Origin of the sequence: Pseudoalteromonas citrea, assembly GCF_000238375.3 — a bacterium.
Lineage (GTDB): Bacteria > Pseudomonadota > Gammaproteobacteria > Enterobacterales > Alteromonadaceae > Pseudoalteromonas > Pseudoalteromonas citrea.
The window spans coordinates 441,090-459,150 of record NZ_AHBZ03000027.1 but is presented as its reverse complement, the minus strand read 5'-3'; the positions used below and the strand labels follow the sequence as shown (position 1 = coordinate 459,150).

The following is an 18,061-nucleotide window of genomic DNA, read 5'->3' as shown; positions in this document are numbered from 1 at the left end:
TCTAACGCTATTTCTATAAATAACAAGTGCCGGCAGAACCTTCACTGTACTACATCAAAGGTTTATTCCTCGTACAATAACTCAAATTCAGGGCATGGCGTACCTTGATGATAAATAAGTTCCCAATGACTGAGTCCATGCTTCCAAATAGACATACGAATAGAGTAATGAAGTTGTGCCTTTGCACTATGCCTATATGCAGCGTGATACGTTAACTGAGCAAGGCCCTCACTTAGCATCTGACCTTTGAAAGATTGATTATAAAACTGCGGTACTTTTTCATTTGGCAGCCTTGACATTACATGTGCTTTATTAAACATCATGCCATTGGCCGATATTTCATGAAAATAAGGGCTAAGAAGCCTATCTAAACTAGATGCTGATTGCCTTATACTGGGTTCCAGTAACACCCTCTCCTGTTCAATTAAGTGTTCGAGTAAAGAATCTGAGATTTTTATCGTCATGATAAATAGCAATAATAATTTGACCATTCGTTATTAAAAGCGTAGTCGAGAGCTAGCCGCATCACAATAGCTGCTGGCGTTGAAATACAATTTTTGCTATAAATGCCAGTTAGGCCAGCTGGTCAGACAAGAATAGAGAGTTTTATGATTTATGCCAAAATTACTGGCTGGGGGAAATGCATCCCACCAGCCACAATTACGAACGACGATATCAGTCAAATCGTAGACACAACTGACGAATGGATAAGCACACGCACAGGTATTAAAGCCCGCCGTGTTAGTCATGTTAGCACCGCTGAATTAGCAACTGTCGCGAGTAAGCATGCTTTAGCGTGCGCCGGTATTGATGGCAAAGATATTGACTTAGTTTTATTAGCAACCTGTACACCTTCAACTATGGTGGCAAATACTGCGTCACTAGTACAAAAAAATATAGGTGCTGAGGGAGCAGCAGCTTGTGATACCAATGCAGCATGCTCTGGTTTTTTATACGCACTACAAAATGCCACTGCACAAATTCAGGCAGGTATGATCAAACGTGCCGTTGTTGTTGCAGCCGAACGGATGACCTGGTACGTAAACTGGGCAAAACGCGACAGCGCCGTATTATTTGGTGATGGTGCAGGTGCCGTTGTACTTGAAGCAAGTGATGAACCTTGTGGTTTATTAAGCACGAAAACAGGCTGTGACAGTGCTGATCGCAAAATTCTACACATAGAAAACTATGGCACAGATTTGAGCAGGTACGAACCTCCGGGGCCGTCTGAATTACTCTTTGAAGGGCGAGAAATATTCAAACGAGCCGTCAAAGGCATGAGCGATGCGTGCGATGACGTGCTAAATCATGCTCAGCTCTCCCTCAGGGACATTGACGTACTTATTCCACACCAAGCAAACTTACGTATAATTCAAGCTATTCAACAACGCTTAGATATCGATGACAGTAAGGTAATGGTCAACATCGATAAATATGGTAATACCTCTGCAGCAACTATCGCGATTGCCCTATGTGAAGCAGTTGAGCAAGGGCTCATAAAACCCAATGATAATATCATGTCCGCCGCATTTGGTGCCGGGCTAACGTGGGCCGCAAGTTATATAAAATGGGGTGAACGTGTTACGCCTATTGGTCTATCCGACGCCGCATTACCCGCAACGGAAAAAACAGGCTTAGAACTCATCGCCGCATCTGTAAAAGCCTGCCAATAAAATTATTCCTTGTCCCCTATTACGATGGTAAAATAGCGATAATTTTATTTATCTAGGGGACTGTTTTGTTCACCCAACATTCTGATATCGCTCAACTAGAACCAAAAGAAATTTGGCAATTTTTCGACCAAATATGTGCAATACCACATCCTTCGAAACATGAAGAAGCATTAGCTCAGTTCATTATAAATTGGGCAACTGATCAAGGTCTGGCTGTTCGCCGAGATCAAACTGGAAACGTATTTATTAAAAAGCCTGCGACTGATGGTATGTCGCACATTACACCGGTTGTATTGCAAGCACATATTGATATGGTGCCACAAAAAAATGATGATACAGTACACGACTTTACTACAGATCCTATTCGCCCTTATATTGACGGTGAGTGGGTAACTGCAACAGGGACAACGCTCGGTGCCGATAATGGCATGGGCATGGCCTCTTGTCTTGCGGTACTCGCGGCTAAAGACATTAAGCACGGCCCCCTGGAAGTATTGTTAACAATCGATGAAGAAGCCGGAATGACCGGCGCATTTGGTTTAGAAGCTGGCTACTTGGAAGGTGAAATCTTACTCAATACTGACTCAGAGCAAGAAGGTGAGATCTATATGGGGTGTGCTGGTGGTGTAGATGCTACCATGACATTACCTATTCAGCGGGTTAGTGAACCCCAAGAGCAAAGTGTATTTAGCTTAACATTAAAGGGCTTAAAAGGTGGCCATTCTGGTGTAGATATTCATACCGGCAGAGCCAATGCTAATAAGCTATTATCACGCTTTTTAAAGAACTACCTAACCGATATTCCTTTTCAGCTGATAAATTTTAAAGGTGGCTCATTACGTAATGCTATCCCCAGAGAAGCATACGCACATATCTCTATCGCATCAGAGCACGAGACGGCATTAGTAACACATATAAATAACTACCTAAACTTAATCTCTGTTGAGCTTGCTTCTATTGAAACAACCATCACATTTGAAGCCACCCCTTCTGTATTAACAGACTACCCAATGACAAAGCAGTCTGCACAGCAAGTACTTGCTCTATTAAATGCATGCCCTAACGGCGTTATCAGAATGAGTGATGACATTGAGGGCGTTGTCGAAACGTCTTTAAATATGGGCGTCATTAATACGTATGACACACACTTTGAAGTACTCTGTCTAGTTCGATCATTAATTGATTCAGGTCGTTCTGATGTTGAAGGGCAGTTACGTTCATTAGCCGAGCTCGCGAACGCTGAAATTGAGTTTTCTGGGACATATCCAGGATGGAAACCTGAGCCAAACTCTAATATTTTGCACATTTTCCGTGATGTATATGAAGGCATATACGGTAAAAAGCCGCATATTATGGTCATACATGCAGGCCTTGAGTGCGGTTTATTTAAAAAGCCTTATCCGAATATGGATATGATCTCTTTTGGCCCAACCATCAAATTCCCACACTCACCAGATGAAAAGGTCAAAATTGACACGGTTGGCTTATATTGGCAGCAAATGAAGGCCATACTAGAAAATATACCAGCAAAATAGTTACAAGACTTCGCCTTTATCATGCTGTGCTAACCTACCATGATAAAGGTGATTTTAGAACGATTGAGCAGTAAATGACTCTTTAGCATACACTTTGAAAAAAATGATCCGAAGAGAACACCTTGAGCAATTTAACTGCTGGTGACAACCCCTCCACGAGGCCGCCTTTTGTAGCTGCTTTGATAACATCGGCCAAAATATCATATTTGTTACCCCGCTCAGTTTCGAGATTAATCATATTCATAGTCCACCGAGAAAACACGCGACAGTTTGCAGGCTCTAAGTAAATAATCTGTGTATGTTCATGCCTATTATCTTGTTCGATACGACGGTATAAACTATTGATAACCGTTACGTCACCTTCTAGCACTTGTAAAAACCAGCCACCGTTATAAAACAGGCTTCCTGTTACACCCAAAGACGCATTATTTCGCTTCGCAACTTCTAGGATTTCTAAAAAATCAATACTTGTGAGTGGTCTGCTGGCTTTGCTAAGGTAAATTAACTGATGCAGTGACATATCCAATTCCCTGATGTAAATTTAACTTAACGTATAGAGAATGAATAATAAATTGGCAAGTTAAATACCCACTCTTTTTAAAAAGTTAGCATGGGGCATTAAAAAAACACAGCCAAATAAGCTGTGTTTTTATAGGTTATTTAAAACTATGGCTATTTAGCTATATCGTTTCTCAAGATATGAGAATGTCGCTCTGAGGCCTAAGCCTTCCCCCCCAGTGGGTCTGCCTGGTAATGGACGAATATTCCACGCCATTACATCAAAGTGAACCCAAGGGGTTTGCGCTGGCTCAACAAACTCTTTTAAATACAACGCCGCAGTGATCGCCCCACCAAAAGGGGTCGAACCGCAGTTGGAAATATCCGCAACATCACTTTTGAACAGCCCTTTATATTGGTCAAACAACGGAAGCTGCCACACAGGGTCTTGGTTCAACATCCCTTGCTCAATTAAGCCATTAGCAACGTCTTGATTGGTACTAAAGAATCCAGGTAGCTCTGTACCCAAGGCAATTCGACATGCGCCAGTCAAAGTCGCAAAATCAAGCAGCAGATCTGGTTTTTCTGTTTGTGCTTCAGCGAGTGCATCACACAAAATCAACCGCCCTTCTGCATCTGTATTGTCAATTTCAACAGTGAGGCCTTTACGGGTTTTGATCACATCACCAGGTCTAAATGCATTACGTGACACGGCATTCTCAACCGCTGGTACAATTACCCGCAACCTCACAGGAAGTTTTGCAGCCATGATCATTTGCGCTAAACCAAGAACATGAGCTGCACCGCCCATGTCTTTTTTCATATTTCGCATACCAGCTGCAGGTTTAAGGTCTAACCCGCCTGAATCAAAGCACACTCCTTTACCTACCAGTGTTAATTTAGGGAAAGAATCATCACCCCATACTAAATTAAGCAGTCTCGGTTTATTATCACTGGCACGACCAACCATATGTACTGTTGGGTAGTTGTGTTCTAGTAACTCATCTCCTACTAGCTCATCAAACTGACCTTCAAATCGCTCGGCTAATTCTCGCATTATTTCAGCTAAATGCTGCGGCATCATATCTGCCGCGGGCGTATTAACCAGATCGCGCACTAAATAAATTGATTCAGCTTGCTGGACTACTTTACGGCACGTTGATTCATCGCTGATAGCTAAAACAGCTTCTACTGCGGGTAATGATTTATAGGCCGAAAATTGATAAGCACCCAGTATAAAGCTCAATGCTTGCTGGCTAACAAATTGGTGGCTTCCTTGAATCTGATACTGGCCTTTCGGTAATTGTTTTGCCAAATCACCTGCTAACCACATGTCATCTAATGTATCAACTGTACATAAAACTAGCAGCAATTCACAGCTATCTTGTGCCGCGACAATAAATACAGGTGATGATTGGCTTCGGCATGCCTTGATGGCATTAGCAACGTAAGGTGCTTGCTCGTCTAGCCATGAATCTAAGTGAGCTTTCTCAACGAAATGTAGTGGTGTCCCTTGATCAGAGTGGATCAGTAGTCCGCGCATAATACTCTCTATCTAGTAAATTCTAGATTTAGAATACCAAGTTACGTCTTCAAGGTCACTTATTTACGGTTGTGATTTGACTTGTTATTTATAGAGAAAGAGCTAGGCAATACGTCAACGCCAACCCATTGTCCTAGTTTTACGATTAATGGGATTGTAATTGGTGCGAATGGCAAAAGTGCAAACACACCAAGCCCAAGTCCTTTACAAATGTCAACCAACTGCTTATTGGCCACTTTTAATTCGGCCTTTTCTCCTTCTCCCATTGTGTAGCGTTTATAAATACTCAACATCTCTTTTGTTTCTTGCTTTTCTTGCGCTAAGGCAACTTTTAACGCAAGCATAGAGCGTCTTAAGCGCACTTGTTGTTTTCGCTTAGAGATTTTGGCCACTCGTAACGGAGCCTTATGAACGACTTTGATCAGGCGCATTGTCACCTAGTGCTTAGTATGTATATTGAGAACAGTGTAGCAAAATAAATGAGTATGTTACTATGCGATTTTAGTCTTTATTGTTGTTAAGTATATGCCCCTGTCAAATCATGAAAATATCATTCATATTCCACCTGAGCCAAAAAAACCTGAGTCAGACGATTGTTGCGGCGGCGGGAGTTGCAGCCCCTGTGTTTGGGATACCTATCGACAAGCACGTAAAATATGGTTGAAAACCGTAGCTGAAGCCTCTGAATAATAAATATCGCGATTTTAGTACCACCTGTTCCCGATTAAAAACCCGCCCAAAAGCTCAAAAAACAGCCAAAAACCCCTATTTATTACAAAAACTTATCAAATAGTTTGCCTTTGGTAAAAACGCTGCTAAGTTTGGAATAATGCAAATTATGTTTGCATCTTAAGTTAATGATATGTATATATTCAAAAGCGCAAATAATAATACTGAGCGCTATTTAACTTATGACAACAATAGATCAACTGGGGAAACAGGATGAAATTACAAATAAATAAGGTGAGTCGTGCTATCACGTACGCGCTTGCTTCAACAGCCTCAATGGGGATGTTAACTACATCGGCGTTTGCCGCTGATGAAGATGAAGCAAAAAAAAAGAATATTGAAAAGATCGCGGTAGTTGGTTCTCGTGCCGCGCCTAGGTCAGTTGGTGATTCACCAGTACCAATAGATATAATCGGCGGTGATGAGTTATCAAAGGGCGGTGGCGATGATATGCTGGAGCTTCTTAAAGGCTCTGTACCATCTCTTAATGTACACCAAAACCCGATTAGTGATGCTGCATCACTTGTTCGTCCCGCAAACCTTCGAGGACTTCCCGCAGATAGCACATTAATTTTATTAAATGGTAAGCGTCGTCACCGTTCGTCTGTTATCGCGTTTTTAGGCGGTGGTATTAACGATGGTGCACAAGGCCCCGATATTTCAACCATTCCAAGCATTGCTTTGAAGCAAGTGGAAGTACTTCGCGATGGTGCTGCTGCACAGTATGGTTCTGACGCAATAGCAGGTGTTATCAACTTTGTTTTAAAAGATGCCGATGAAGGCGGCAGCTTTTCAGTCAAAAAAGGTCAGTTCTTTGAAGGTGATGGCGACACAACAACCTACGAAGGTAATGTAGGCTTACCATTTTCAGATAACGGTTTCGCTAATTTAAGCTTTCAATATAAAGAAGCCGATGCGACAAGCCGCAGCGTGCAACGACCTGACGCACAAGCATTTAGCGATGCAGGGTTAGAAGGCGTTAGGAACCCAGCGCAAGTGTGGGGTGCACCAGAAATCAACGATGATATTTCATTATTTGGTAATGTTGGTTTAGAACTGTCTAATAACGACGAATTTTATATGTTTGGTAACTACTCCGAGCGTGACGTTAAAGGGGGGTTCTATTATCGTAACCCAACCACACGACCAGGCGTATATGGCGGCGTAATTAGAAATGTGAATGGGACGCCAACTCGCCGCGATCCGAATGACGCGGAACAACAAAAACTATGGGACGCAGCTAACCCGACAGTATTAGTCGGCTCACTTGATGGCTACGATCAGCAATTAAACTGCCCTGTTGTCGAAATCGGCACGAATGGTTTACCGGATCAAGCTGCACTTGATTCACTGACTGCTGCAAATTGTTTTGCATTTAACCAGGTACTTCCTGCAGGCTTTACACCATTCTTTGGTGGCAACATCACCGATACGTCTTTCACCGTAGGTACCAAAGGTGAGATTGATGAAGGTTATTTTGAAGGCGCTTACTTTGATGTCAGTGGTTCGGTAGGTCGTAATGAATCACGGTATTTCATCACTAATACCGTAAATGCATCGCTTGGCCCTGATAGCCCACAAGATTTTAGTCCGGGTAAATACATTCAATTAGAGAAGAACTTTAACGCCGACATATCAAAAGGCTATGACTTTGATTTAGCCTATGATGTTAACGTTGCCGCGGGTTTTGAGTGGCATGAAGAGTCATTCGAAGTAATTGCCGGTGATGAAGCATCATTTATTCCAGGTCCGCTTACTCAACAAGGCTTTGGTATAGGTTCAAATGGCTTCCCAGGCTTTCAACCATCAGCGGCTGGTGTATTCACACGCCGTAACTATGGTGCCTACATTGACGTTGAAACGCCATTTACAGATGAGCTGTTAATGGGTTGGGCATTACGCTACGAAGACTATGACTCATTTGGCTCTACCACAAACTATAAAGTAACTGCTCAGTATCAAGCAACTGATGACTTGTCGTTCCGAGGGTCAATCAGCACTGGTTTCAGAGCGCCAACAGTAGGCCAAGCAAACGTCAGTAATGTGCAAACAAATTTAAGTAGCGGTGTACTAGTTGATTCAGCACTTCTACCTCCTACAAACCCGATTGCACAACAACTTGGTGGTACAGAGCTACAACCTGAAGAGTCTGAAAGTTATACATTGGGTGCAGTTTATCAGTCAGGTGATTTATTCTTAACTATTGATTACTACAACATCGAAGTAACGGACCGTATTAGTCAGTCAGAGAAAATTGCATTGTCGCAAGCTGATAAAGATGCACTTACAGCGGCTGGTGTTCCTAACGTTGATGGCCTAGCGCAAGTCAGCTTCTTTACAAATGATTTTGATACCACTACGCAAGGTGTAGACGTTGTTGCTAACTACTCTATGGACTTACTAGATGGGTATTCGACTTTCGCATTTGCTTACAACTGGAATGAAACAACGGTTGATAAGTTTTCTGCCATCACCGGTGATTTTAAAGTTAAGCGCTTAGAAGAAGACTTACCTAAACATCGCTCATCATTTACTTGGTCTTCACAATGGGAGACAATTTCATCATTTGTACGTGCTAATTACTTTGGTGAGTACCAAGGCGTACACGTTGACTTTGATGCTACTGCAAAAACAGCGGATGCATCTGTCACCATTGATGCAGAGGTAACCTACTTCGCCACAGACTCGATTAGTATCAGCGTAGGTGCAAATAACCTATTTGATCAAGAACCTGAGAAGCTTGATTTTGTTGGCGCAACGGGTATTCCGAATAACAACTGGGGTGGTAAATATTATGAAACATCACCTTATGGAATTAATGGTGGTTTTTACTACGTAAAAGCAACATACACGTTTTAATATACTGTAACCCAGCAGTAAAGGCGAAATGGCATTGGCTATTTCGCCTTTTTATTTTTATTATCTAATCATGGATTATATCGTCGTAAAAACCATATGCTATTACTAACAAGAGCCAACGAATTATTGGCCGATAATAAATTACGCGAAGCCGAGTTTATGTTTAAGGCTGTGTTAAAAGAAAACAATAAAAATGGCCCTGCACTGTTTGGCCTTGGCCGGATCTGTATGCGCCTCGAAGAATATGACAGTGCTATTTATTACTTAAAAAGAGCCTGTGAATATTTACCAAAAATGCTCGATCCATTGTTTGCGCTTGCCGATGCATTTATTGAAGCAGGCTCCCCAGTCGATGCTAAAACGGTATTAGAATACACATTAACCGTTGCCAGACACAACGCGCAAGCACATTACGAGTTGGGCCAGTTCTATTTAGATCATGGTTTTATTGACAACGCCAAACGTACTTTTGAAAAAGGCATTACTTGCCCAAAAGGTGCCGTAACTGCATTCATGCTCTATGAATTAGTACAACTTGCACCAAAAGCTGACTTAGAAGGTTATCTAACGCCACTACATGAGCTGCTGAATGAATATGACAACAAACGGCTAAAGGTGGTCGTGTATTATGCGCTTGCAAAATGCTGCCATCGTTTAGTCGACTATAATCAAGCGTTTGACTACTTTAAGCTAGCCAATAGCACACAACTGGACTATTGTGACTTTCGAACTGAATATATGCAGCCATTTTTCTCAAGCATTAAAACACACTGCAATACTGAGTTTTTTAATACACCACTAGACAAAGTTAATACCACATTTATACCTACATTTATTGTTGGGCTACCGCGTACTGGCTCTACCTTGCTCGAGCAAATGCTCATTCAGCATACAAATATTGGTAGCATGGGCGAAAGTACAGTCATTAGTGACAAGCTAGTGCCCTTTTTAACCCATCGCTCTGAGTCACCATTCCCTGACTGTTTACAAAACCTAACCACGTCCGTGCTCGACCATTGTCGTTCGTTATATATCGACGAAGTTAAAAAGCTTCGAGTAGGCGAGCAAGTAGTGATAAACAAGCTACCGGCAAACTTTCAAAATATAGGGTTAATATATAAATTATTCCCTGATGCACGTGTTATACATCTAACACGCAGCTTTAACGCCACTGCATGGTCAGTTTTCAGTAATCACTTTGCCGAGAATGAACCCTATTTTTGTTCACTTACTGAGTTCCAGTCGTATGCACACTTCCATGACGATATCATGTCGCATTTCAAAACAAAGATACCCCGCAATATATACAGCCTAAGTTACGAAGATTTACTAGATGAACCAGCACTTGAGATCCGTAAAGTCTTAAACTTCATGTACCAAGAGTTTCAACCTGAATGTTTAGAGTTTCATAAGGCACGCCACAAAGTAAATACATTAAGCAAGGCACAAGTCAGGCAACCACTTAATCAGGCACCACGCTCTAATTGGCGCAATTACGAAAAGCTTATGTCAACAATTCTTCCGGCTGATCATACATCTCAAACCACGACAACAGATCCTTAAACTGATCATGACAAGCATATTTATGCGTTAACATGTCAATATGGCCATAATCATGTTTATGGCCATATTGACGCCCATATATAGACAGTTTTTGCACGCCACACCCAGATTCATCAATAAACCTTTGAATATCGATAGGCTGTGCCAATGCTTTGTCACTAACCCCTGCAACATGTAGTGTCGGCGGCAGCACTTTATTTATTAGCTTCTGTGCATAATCAAACCCATCATCACTGTCTACCCAAGGCGCTCTTTTAGCCCATTGCGCACTTTGTCTATGAGATTTTTTTGTCTCATTGTCACTCCCCCATTTCAGTGACTTTGCAGGTAAATAACCATGTTTTTTTGTGTATAAATGAGCAATTCCGAACCAAAGCAAGTTGGCCTGAAAATACTTACTAATATGATGATTATACAAACTGCGCTTAGACCCGAAATACACGCATGACGCCACTTTACTTATCGTGTCAGGAAAACGAGCAAAATAACTGTTCATAAGCACGCCACCCCAAGAGTGTGCTATCCAGTATTTGGGGAAATCTCCGTGATGTTGCTCAATAAAATTCAACATTGCTGGCAAGTCTTCTAGAATTGACTCACTTTGACCATAGTCTGAGTGTGCCGATATGGCAGGTAAGCTTTCCCCGCGCCCTCTTAAATCTGCTACGTAGCAGTGAAAGCCGTGAGAGGCTAAAAATGGCGCAAGTCCTTTATTTTTTACTGAATAGAAAATCTTGCCATTTTCAACTGCACCATGCATGAAAAATACACTTGGACCTTTCGCGCCTTCTTGATAAATATGACGTAAATGTAATGTTTGATTGTCGTTTAATTGAGTATGCAGAGAGCTTTGTTTTATCATTATTCATTCATTGTTATAATTGACACCCACCTCATCGTACCAGTTGTTTTTTATTCCAGCAACAGCATGCTAACGCCAACATTAATTCAATACTAGGCGAGCCACCTATGATTTCGCTATAATGGCATCAACATTCCAAGTCAGAACTTTTATGCACTCACGAAACAAACATAAGCAAGGCTATCACTTTGAATCCTTAGTCTCGGCATTACCTGCCCTATCAAAATATACAACAGTGACGCCTAGGGGTGACACCAGTATTGATTTTACCAATAAAGCGGCAGTAAAGGCGTTAAATAAAGCTTTACTTAAACATCATTATAATATTGAACACTGGGACATTGCAGATGAGTTTCTTTGCCCACCTGTACCTGGTCGTGCTGACTATATTCATGGCATTGCTGACTTATTGGCCAATGATATGGATATTAAACATAAAAATATCAAAGGGCTCGACATTGGTACTGGCGCCAATGTCATATACCCTTTATTGGGTTGCTCTGAGTACAACTGGCACTTTATTGGATCAGACATTAATTTAAAAGCTGTGAAAAGTGCACAAACCATTTGCTCAGCTAACAAACTAAATGTTGAAGTACGCCATCAAACCAACCCTCACTTCATTTTTGAAAATATACTATCTTCAGCTGATGTACTCAGCTTTAGCATGTGTAATCCTCCGTTTCATAGTAGTGAGCAAGCTGCACAAACAGGCACCGCACGAAAGTGGAAAAACCTCAAAAAAGCACCACCTAAATCACTAAACTTTGGCGGTCACGCCCCCGAACTTTGGTGTGAAGGCGGAGAGTTACGCTTCATAAAAACAATGATCCGTGAAAGTAAATTATACTCACAACAATGCGGCTGGTTTACCTCCTTGGTATCAAATAAAGACAATTTACAGCCCCTCAAAAAAGCACTTAAAACAGTACAACCTATTGAAATAAAAGTTATAAAAATGGCACAAGGGCAGAAGCAAAGCCGATTTTTAGCATGGTCTTTCATGACCCAAGCGCAACGCCGAACATTACATAATTAATGAGAGCGACAGTACACCTTCCCGTGCTGATATACTAGTGGCCTTTTATTCATTAACTTATGAATATAAGGCCGAATAATTAGCTATCAATTTTCCCAAAATGGAAATATAACGGTGAAAGTGCTGCCAAAGTCCACTTTGCTCTCAACGTGAATATTTCCGTTATGGCTTTTCACAATCGAGTTGGCAATAGTTAAACCAAGCCCTGTCGCTGAGCCTATGGGCTTAGAGGTATAAAATGGATCAAATATTTGATGGATGCTGTCAGCAGGAATTCCACAGCCCCTATCTATGATAGCTATCTCCAAACACCGCTCTTTACGTTTTGCAGAAATTTCAACTCGGTGATTAATGCTGCACTGTGATTCGAGGGCATTTTTTACGATACAGCTCAATGCTTGGCTTAACAAATCAGGGGCTGCATTGAAAGCATCGTCACACTCAATGTGCATTCTAAATGATGCTGATAACTCAATGTTTAGTTCCCCAAGCACGGTATTTAATACCTCTTCAATATAATTGCCAGAGGTAACTTGCTGGCTTGAATTAGTAAAGACATTGAGATCTTTAACTATATTCGCGATCCGAGTTAACCCCTGCTTAGTTTCATTCACTAAATCTTGGCTTTCAGTTTCTATCCAGAGTAAATCAAACTGCCACTCTATTTCACTGACAAGCTTGGTGAGTTCTTGATGCTCTTGTGTAACCAAACGCAACTGCGACCAAGCGCTATTTAATTTATCAAAGTGTTCAGAAATAAATTCATTATTACTACTAATAGCACTTAACGGATTGTTAATTTCATGCGCTATCCCTGCTGCTAACTGTCCGACTGATGCTAGCTTTTCTTGCTGGACCAATACCTGTTGCTGCGCATCTATTTTCTGTTGTGCGACCAAAAGTGCGGTATTACGTTGCTCTAACTCATTGGTCCGTATAGCAACACATTCTTCCAGCTCTTCATTAAATGAAGCTAGTTTTTCTGCCATGTTTGCTAATTTAACTAAATGTTCGTATGAGCGTAACGACGCGGTAATCACGGTATACAAACGCTCTTTCGTTAACTCTGTTTTGGTTTTATAATCATTAATATCATACTTGAGCATCAGCTCATGCTCTGGAATTGAGCCCGGCTGACCCGTTCTAAGTACGATTCTGACAGTCTCGTTACACAAGTTTTGTCTAATTTCTTGAGCGCATTCTAATCCAGCTTCATTTGTTTCCATAATGACATCAAGTAATACTAATGCGATATCTGGGCAGTCTTGCAATATGGTAAGCGCTTCAACTTTACTATAAGCGTGTAATAACTTTAGAGCGCGTTGCTCAAATTGATAACTTCTTAAAACCAAAGTAGACAACTGATGAACTGACTCATCATCATCAACAATTAAAATTAGCCATGGTTCTAAATCATTATCGTTTGCTGAATGCGATTTATGTGGGGTAGGCTCACTGCTGAACAAAGCCAGTGGTTCATTTTGATTATTCATAAAAGCCCAACGAGTTTTACCCCTAAGCTTGGGCTTAATAACACTATTTTTCAAGTTTTAAACTTGATTTAACGCCTCCTTATAATGCATGCGGCACACTGACACATATCGGTCATTACCGCCTATTTCAACTTGTGCCCCATCAGCTATGGCTTTTCCATATTCATCCGTCCGTAACACGCGGTTAGCTTTTCTACCACAGTGGCAGATAGTTTTTAACTCAATTAATTTATCAGCCCACGCCAACAGGTACTGTGACCCCTCGAATAGCTCACCTCTAAAGTCTGTTCTTAGTCCATAGCACAATGCGGGGATCCCTAAATTGTCCACTACATCGGTTAACTCATCAACCTGCTGCTTAGTTAAAAACTGACATTCATCAACCAAAATACAATCTAGCTTTGCCTGTTCATGATTATTTTTTATCAGCGTATGTAAGTCAGTATCACTGGCATAAATATGAGCATCAGCTTGTAAGCCGATTCTAGAGGCAACTTTACCGACTTGTTCTCGATTATCGATTGCGGCGGTTAATATGAAAGGGTTCATACCACGTTCTCGATAATTAAACGCAGATTGTAACAAGGTAGTCGATTTACCAGCGTTCATAGCTGAATAATAAAAATAGAGTTGAGCCATACCAAACCGTTATCAAATATAGAAATTGGCTGTAGTCTACCCAACCTCTGTAAAATTTTCTACGGTGTATTTATTCCAATGCACCATCATCCATTTCTAGGTATTCTAAATAAAACTCAGCAACAGGCATCGTGGCTAGTAACGACCAAAGCGCTTCAATTTCAGGCCTATTATCGGCAAAAAATGCTTTTGAAAAAGTTAAAAAGCCATAACTCATATCAAACGGCGGGTAAACTGATACAAGCTCATGTGAATAAGGGTACGCACGTACTTTTTCGCCATTAATCAAACACAACCCAATCGTACCATCAACTACATCTTTCATAACTAAATCATAAGACTGGGCTTGAGAACTGGTATTTACTATCGCGAATCGCTTCGCATCTAAACTCGAGGCTGCTGAATACCCCGTAGGAATCGCTAACGTGAATGTCTTATCTTTTTGCATCATATGTTGATAAAAAAGCGGCTTTCCCACCAAACAGCGACCAAACCGACTAATTGCCATAGCTGGATTAATAGTTGCGTCGGCTTTCATTGGGTACTGCATAAACTGTGTTCGCCCCAATCTATAGCTGGCTATCACTGCATGTACTTTATTCTTTTTCAATTCATGCAAACAGCGTTGCCACGGCTTACGTACATATTTAATGCTAATTTCCGGCAACTGTGAGTCCACTTGCCGTAAAATTTCAATCGCAGCACCAGGATTTTTTATTGGAATGCCTTGCCCATTTCCCATATAGGCCGGAGACAACTCTTTGTCTTCATAACAAAATGTCATCTCAACACCAAAACACACCGATGAGCTCACAGTAATAACTGCGTAAACCAGACTACGTAATAACAAAATCATATCCATAACATCATTCGCTCATTACAGTATACTCAAGTAAATCAACTTTGCTCTACTGCCCTATGGGTTAATCACTAAATTAAAGTGTACTCCACAGTTGAAATGTAAGATAACTCCTAAAAGGTGCACATTTATCTGTATCTATATTCCCAAACGATGTAAACGCTTTTTTAACACCCAAATCCCCCGCTAGATAAATATCGGGATTGCTTTGACCTCGCATTTTGGCATAGTCAACCGTCCAAGGGCCAATGCCCTTTATTGTAAGCCAAGTATCTAGATTGTCATTGTCTGGATGTTGCACATAATACTGCGCTAAACTCTGAAGCGCCTTTTTTCGAGCGCCCGGCATTTTGAAAAAATCAAAGTCACAAAATTGCAGTGATTCCGCGTCTGGAAATAATGCCTCTGCATAATCACTTTTTCCACCTTTATGCTCTACAAGCTTACACAATAAATTTTTAGCGGCTTTAACGCTGACTTGTTGACCCAAAACGGCCCTTATTCCTGCTTCAAAAGGGTCCCAAATGCCAGGTAATCGTAACCCTTTTACCAGTGCTGTATCCGCTGGTAAGCTCTGCGTCAGATGATGATTAATAAAGTCAGGATCCGCATCTAAATCTAGAACCCGACGAATATTAGCGACGATAAGGTGCAACCCTCTAATATCACTGATGTTAATTTCAACCTTAAAATTATGGCATGTTTCATCAAAGTGCGCGGTAAATGAACCACTATAACCCAACAAGGAGAATGTTCTGCCATAGCTTAGCTCAGTAAGCCACTCGATAGGCTCAATCAACCGTACACTTAAAAATTTATGTAATGCTGCCCAATTATAGGGGGGTCTAAATGCCATAGATAAGGTTATTGGCGTATCAGATATATGACGCTCTTTGCGAAACTGGCTCGGACTCAATAAGAATAACTTAGCAAAGGCATCATTAAATCGACGTAAAGAGTTAAAACCACTGGCAAAGGCTACTTGTGATACGGGTAAGTGGGTTTGTTGCAGCAATTGTTTTGCTAAGTCACACTGCTTGTATAATCCGTATTGCTTGGGGCTTGTTCCATAATACTTTTTAAATAGCGTATTTAAATAGCGCTGTGAGATCCCAAGTCTATCAGCTAGTCTCTTAACAGAAATACCACTCAATACTCCTTCGTCAATGAGTTTTTTCGCTCTGACCGCGGTTGTCTCAACACCTAACCATGCATAGCTGCCCGGTGCAGAGTCAGGCCTGCATCGTATACATGGTCTAAAACCAGCTTCAGCAGCATGATATGCATGTTCATAATAAGCCACATTTTTTTCGTGTGCAGTAGGAGCTGGGCAAATAGGCCGACAATAAATACCGGTACTTTTGACAGCGACAAAAAACAACCCATCAAAACGATGGTCTCGACTTTTTCGTGCTTGTTGACATACTTCAGGAGAATACATAAACCACTCATCACAATAACGATATTTCATATAATAACGTATAACACTATGATGAGTGGCCGAAACTAGAACTGAATATATAAACTCAGCACCATATAAACATTACTAGCTGCTTAACGCAGCTAAAAAACGACGCTCTACGTCTTGCCAATTAATAACATTGTAAAATGCAGCAATGTATTCAGGGCGGCGGTTTTGATATTTTAAATAATAAGCGTGCTCCCATACATCTAAACCAAGAATCGGCGTATGTTGATCCATGAACGGACTATCTTGGTTTAAACTGCTTGTAACTTGCAATTGCTGGTTTTCATCAACAACAAGCCATGCCCACCCACTGCCGAAGCGGCTTACGGCAGCTGCCGTAAATAGCGCTTTAAATTCATCAAAGCTACCAAACGTTTCGTCAATTGCAGTCGCTAGCTTACCGGCCTGTAATGTCCCCCCTGTTGGGCTCATCACTTGCCAAAATAAGCTATGGTTATTATGGCCGCCAACATGTTCTTGTACTGCTTTTTGTAGTGACTCTGGCAATGTTTTAATGTTGTTTAACAACCATTGCGTTGGCTTATCGGAAAATTCAGACCCTTCAAGGGCTGCATTAGCTTTGTTTATATATGTTTGGTGATGCAATGTATGGTGAATTTCCATCGTTTTTGCATCAATATGTGGCTCTAATGCATCGTAAGCGTAAGGCAGTGCCGGTAGAGTAAAAGCCATGTTTATTCCTCGTTTTTTGTACTAATGTAATGTAACCGATCGTTCAATATGTATGTTAATGCTACTATTAACTTGTACGATCAGTTCTGGAAAATGGGGGTGATGACTTGCAAACTGCAATAGTTCTTGCCGAGTTTTACTCAAATGGTAACAAGCTATTCTGGCAATCCCCTCATCTGGGTGTTGCCTCAATTTTGATACCAACTCATGGGCATCACACAACTTATGACATGCCTGAGTTGGTTTTCCCATTGCTAAGTAGCAATCTGCCAAGTTATGAGCTGCTACCACCACAGCAGGGCAACAGTGCTCCACAGCCCTTAACACATTATGATCGACCTGCGCTTTGCAGAATTGATCTAACAAATGTGTAGCAAGTGTCCAAGCAGACATGTATTTGTCCCGAGCTTCTAAAAAGGCACCCCGTTCATAAGCATGGTTTCCAGCCAATATATTGCTCTGCCAAGGGCTCAATGCTAAATCGACGTAATCGTTAGGGTGCTTTTTCAGCTGCTCAGCTAATGACATAAATTTCATTCCAATAACAATGCCACTTGTAAATCTGTTGCAACACATTTCATAAATGGCACAGCGCAAAATACACAATG

At 41.3% G+C, this 18,061-nt stretch carries 17 protein-coding genes; 6 read left to right on the top strand and 11 right to left on the bottom strand.

The features are described from left to right. Positions 1 to 62 precede the first annotated feature (62 nt). Positions 63 to 464, bottom strand: coding sequence for a nuclear transport factor 2 family protein (locus tag PCIT_RS20085; protein WP_010361784.1), 402 nt, complete (start codon positions 462 to 464; stop codon positions 63 to 65). 144 nt (positions 465 to 608) lie between these two features. On the opposite strand from PCIT_RS20085, the gene PCIT_RS20080 reads away from it, so the two are divergent. Further along, on the top strand, positions 609 to 1,673 hold the full coding sequence (locus PCIT_RS20080; RefSeq protein ID WP_010361783.1) for a ketoacyl-ACP synthase III: 1,065 nt from the start codon (positions 609 to 611) through the stop codon (positions 1,671 to 1,673). Positions 1,674 to 1,738: 65 nt separating this feature from the next. Next, entirely contained in the window at positions 1,739 to 3,208 is a 1,470-nt protein-coding gene (locus tag PCIT_RS20075; RefSeq protein ID WP_010361782.1) for an aminoacyl-histidine dipeptidase, read from the top strand. A gap of 82 nt (positions 3,209 to 3,290) precedes the next feature. Here PCIT_RS20075 and PCIT_RS20070 read toward each other — a convergent pair whose 3' ends face one another. The 3 genes from PCIT_RS20070 to PCIT_RS20060 form a co-directional block, all read right to left on the bottom strand. Then, positions 3,291 to 3,728, bottom strand: coding sequence for a BLUF domain-containing protein (locus tag PCIT_RS20070; RefSeq protein WP_010361781.1), 438 nt, complete (start codon positions 3,726 to 3,728; stop codon positions 3,291 to 3,293). Positions 3,729 to 3,884: 156 nt separating this feature from the next. Continuing rightward, entirely contained in the window at positions 3,885 to 5,249 is a 1,365-nt protein-coding gene (locus PCIT_RS20065) for a leucyl aminopeptidase family protein (protein ID WP_010361780.1), read from the bottom strand. A 59-nt stretch (positions 5,250 to 5,308) separates the two neighbouring features. After that, complete coding sequence (locus tag PCIT_RS20060) at positions 5,309 to 5,680, bottom strand: hypothetical protein (RefSeq protein ID WP_010361779.1); 372 nt, start codon at positions 5,678 to 5,680, stop codon at positions 5,309 to 5,311. Positions 5,681 to 5,774: 94 nt separating this feature from the next. On the opposite strand from PCIT_RS20060, the gene PCIT_RS20055 reads away from it, so the two are divergent. The 3 genes from PCIT_RS20055 (at position 5,775) to PCIT_RS20045 (ending at position 10,400) form a co-directional block, all read left to right on the top strand. Next, positions 5,775 to 5,939 (top strand): oxidoreductase-like domain-containing protein, encoded by a 165-nt coding sequence (locus PCIT_RS20055; RefSeq protein ID WP_084622657.1) that lies wholly within the window; start codon positions 5,775 to 5,777, stop codon positions 5,937 to 5,939. A 252-nt stretch (positions 5,940 to 6,191) separates the two neighbouring features. After that, a complete protein-coding gene (locus PCIT_RS20050) occupies positions 6,192 to 8,837 on the top strand; it encodes a TonB-dependent receptor plug domain-containing protein (RefSeq protein WP_010361778.1) in 2,646 nt (881 codons plus the stop codon). 96 nt (positions 8,838 to 8,933) lie between these two features. Then, positions 8,934 to 10,400, top strand: a complete 1,467-nt coding sequence (locus PCIT_RS20045; protein WP_010361777.1) for a tetratricopeptide repeat-containing sulfotransferase family protein — start codon at positions 8,934 to 8,936, stop codon at positions 10,398 to 10,400. Here PCIT_RS20045 and PCIT_RS20040 read toward each other — a convergent pair. Further along, entirely contained in the window at positions 10,342 to 11,262 is a 921-nt protein-coding gene (locus PCIT_RS20040) for an alpha/beta fold hydrolase (protein WP_040697454.1), read from the bottom strand. The two genes, PCIT_RS20045 and PCIT_RS20040, sit on opposite strands and share 59 nt — an antisense overlap. A gap of 151 nt (positions 11,263 to 11,413) precedes the next feature. Between PCIT_RS20040 and rlmF the strand changes: the two genes are divergently transcribed. Beyond that, a complete protein-coding gene (rlmF, locus tag PCIT_RS20035) occupies positions 11,414 to 12,301 on the top strand; it encodes a 23S rRNA (adenine(1618)-N(6))-methyltransferase RlmF (RefSeq protein WP_040697470.1) in 888 nt (295 codons plus the stop codon). A gap of 86 nt (positions 12,302 to 12,387) precedes the next feature. Here rlmF and PCIT_RS20030 read toward each other — a convergent pair whose 3' ends face one another. The 6 genes from PCIT_RS20030 to PCIT_RS20005 form a co-directional block, all read right to left on the bottom strand. Continuing rightward, entirely contained in the window at positions 12,388 to 13,794 is a 1,407-nt protein-coding gene (locus PCIT_RS20030) for an ATP-binding protein (RefSeq protein WP_157592831.1), read from the bottom strand. Between the two features lie 57 nt (positions 13,795 to 13,851). Continuing rightward, positions 13,852 to 14,433, bottom strand: coding sequence for a thymidine kinase (locus PCIT_RS20025; protein WP_010361773.1), 582 nt, complete (start codon positions 14,431 to 14,433; stop codon positions 13,852 to 13,854). 70 nt (positions 14,434 to 14,503) lie between these two features. Beyond that, entirely contained in the window at positions 14,504 to 15,295 is a 792-nt protein-coding gene (locus PCIT_RS20020; protein WP_010361772.1) for a hypothetical protein, read from the bottom strand. Between the two features lie 73 nt (positions 15,296 to 15,368). Beyond that, positions 15,369 to 16,733, bottom strand: coding sequence for a DNA-3-methyladenine glycosylase 2 family protein (locus PCIT_RS20015; RefSeq protein ID WP_010361771.1), 1,365 nt, complete (start codon positions 16,731 to 16,733; stop codon positions 15,369 to 15,371). 105 nt (positions 16,734 to 16,838) lie between these two features. Next, a complete protein-coding gene (locus PCIT_RS20010; RefSeq protein WP_010361770.1) occupies positions 16,839 to 17,453 on the bottom strand; it encodes a superoxide dismutase in 615 nt (204 codons plus the stop codon). 21 nt (positions 17,454 to 17,474) lie between these two features. Next, positions 17,475 to 17,981 carry a hypothetical protein gene (locus PCIT_RS20005; protein ID WP_010361769.1) on the bottom strand — a complete coding sequence of 169 codons (507 nt, stop codon included), beginning with the start codon at positions 17,979 to 17,981 and terminating at the stop codon, positions 17,475 to 17,477. Positions 17,982 to 18,061 lie beyond the last annotated feature (80 nt).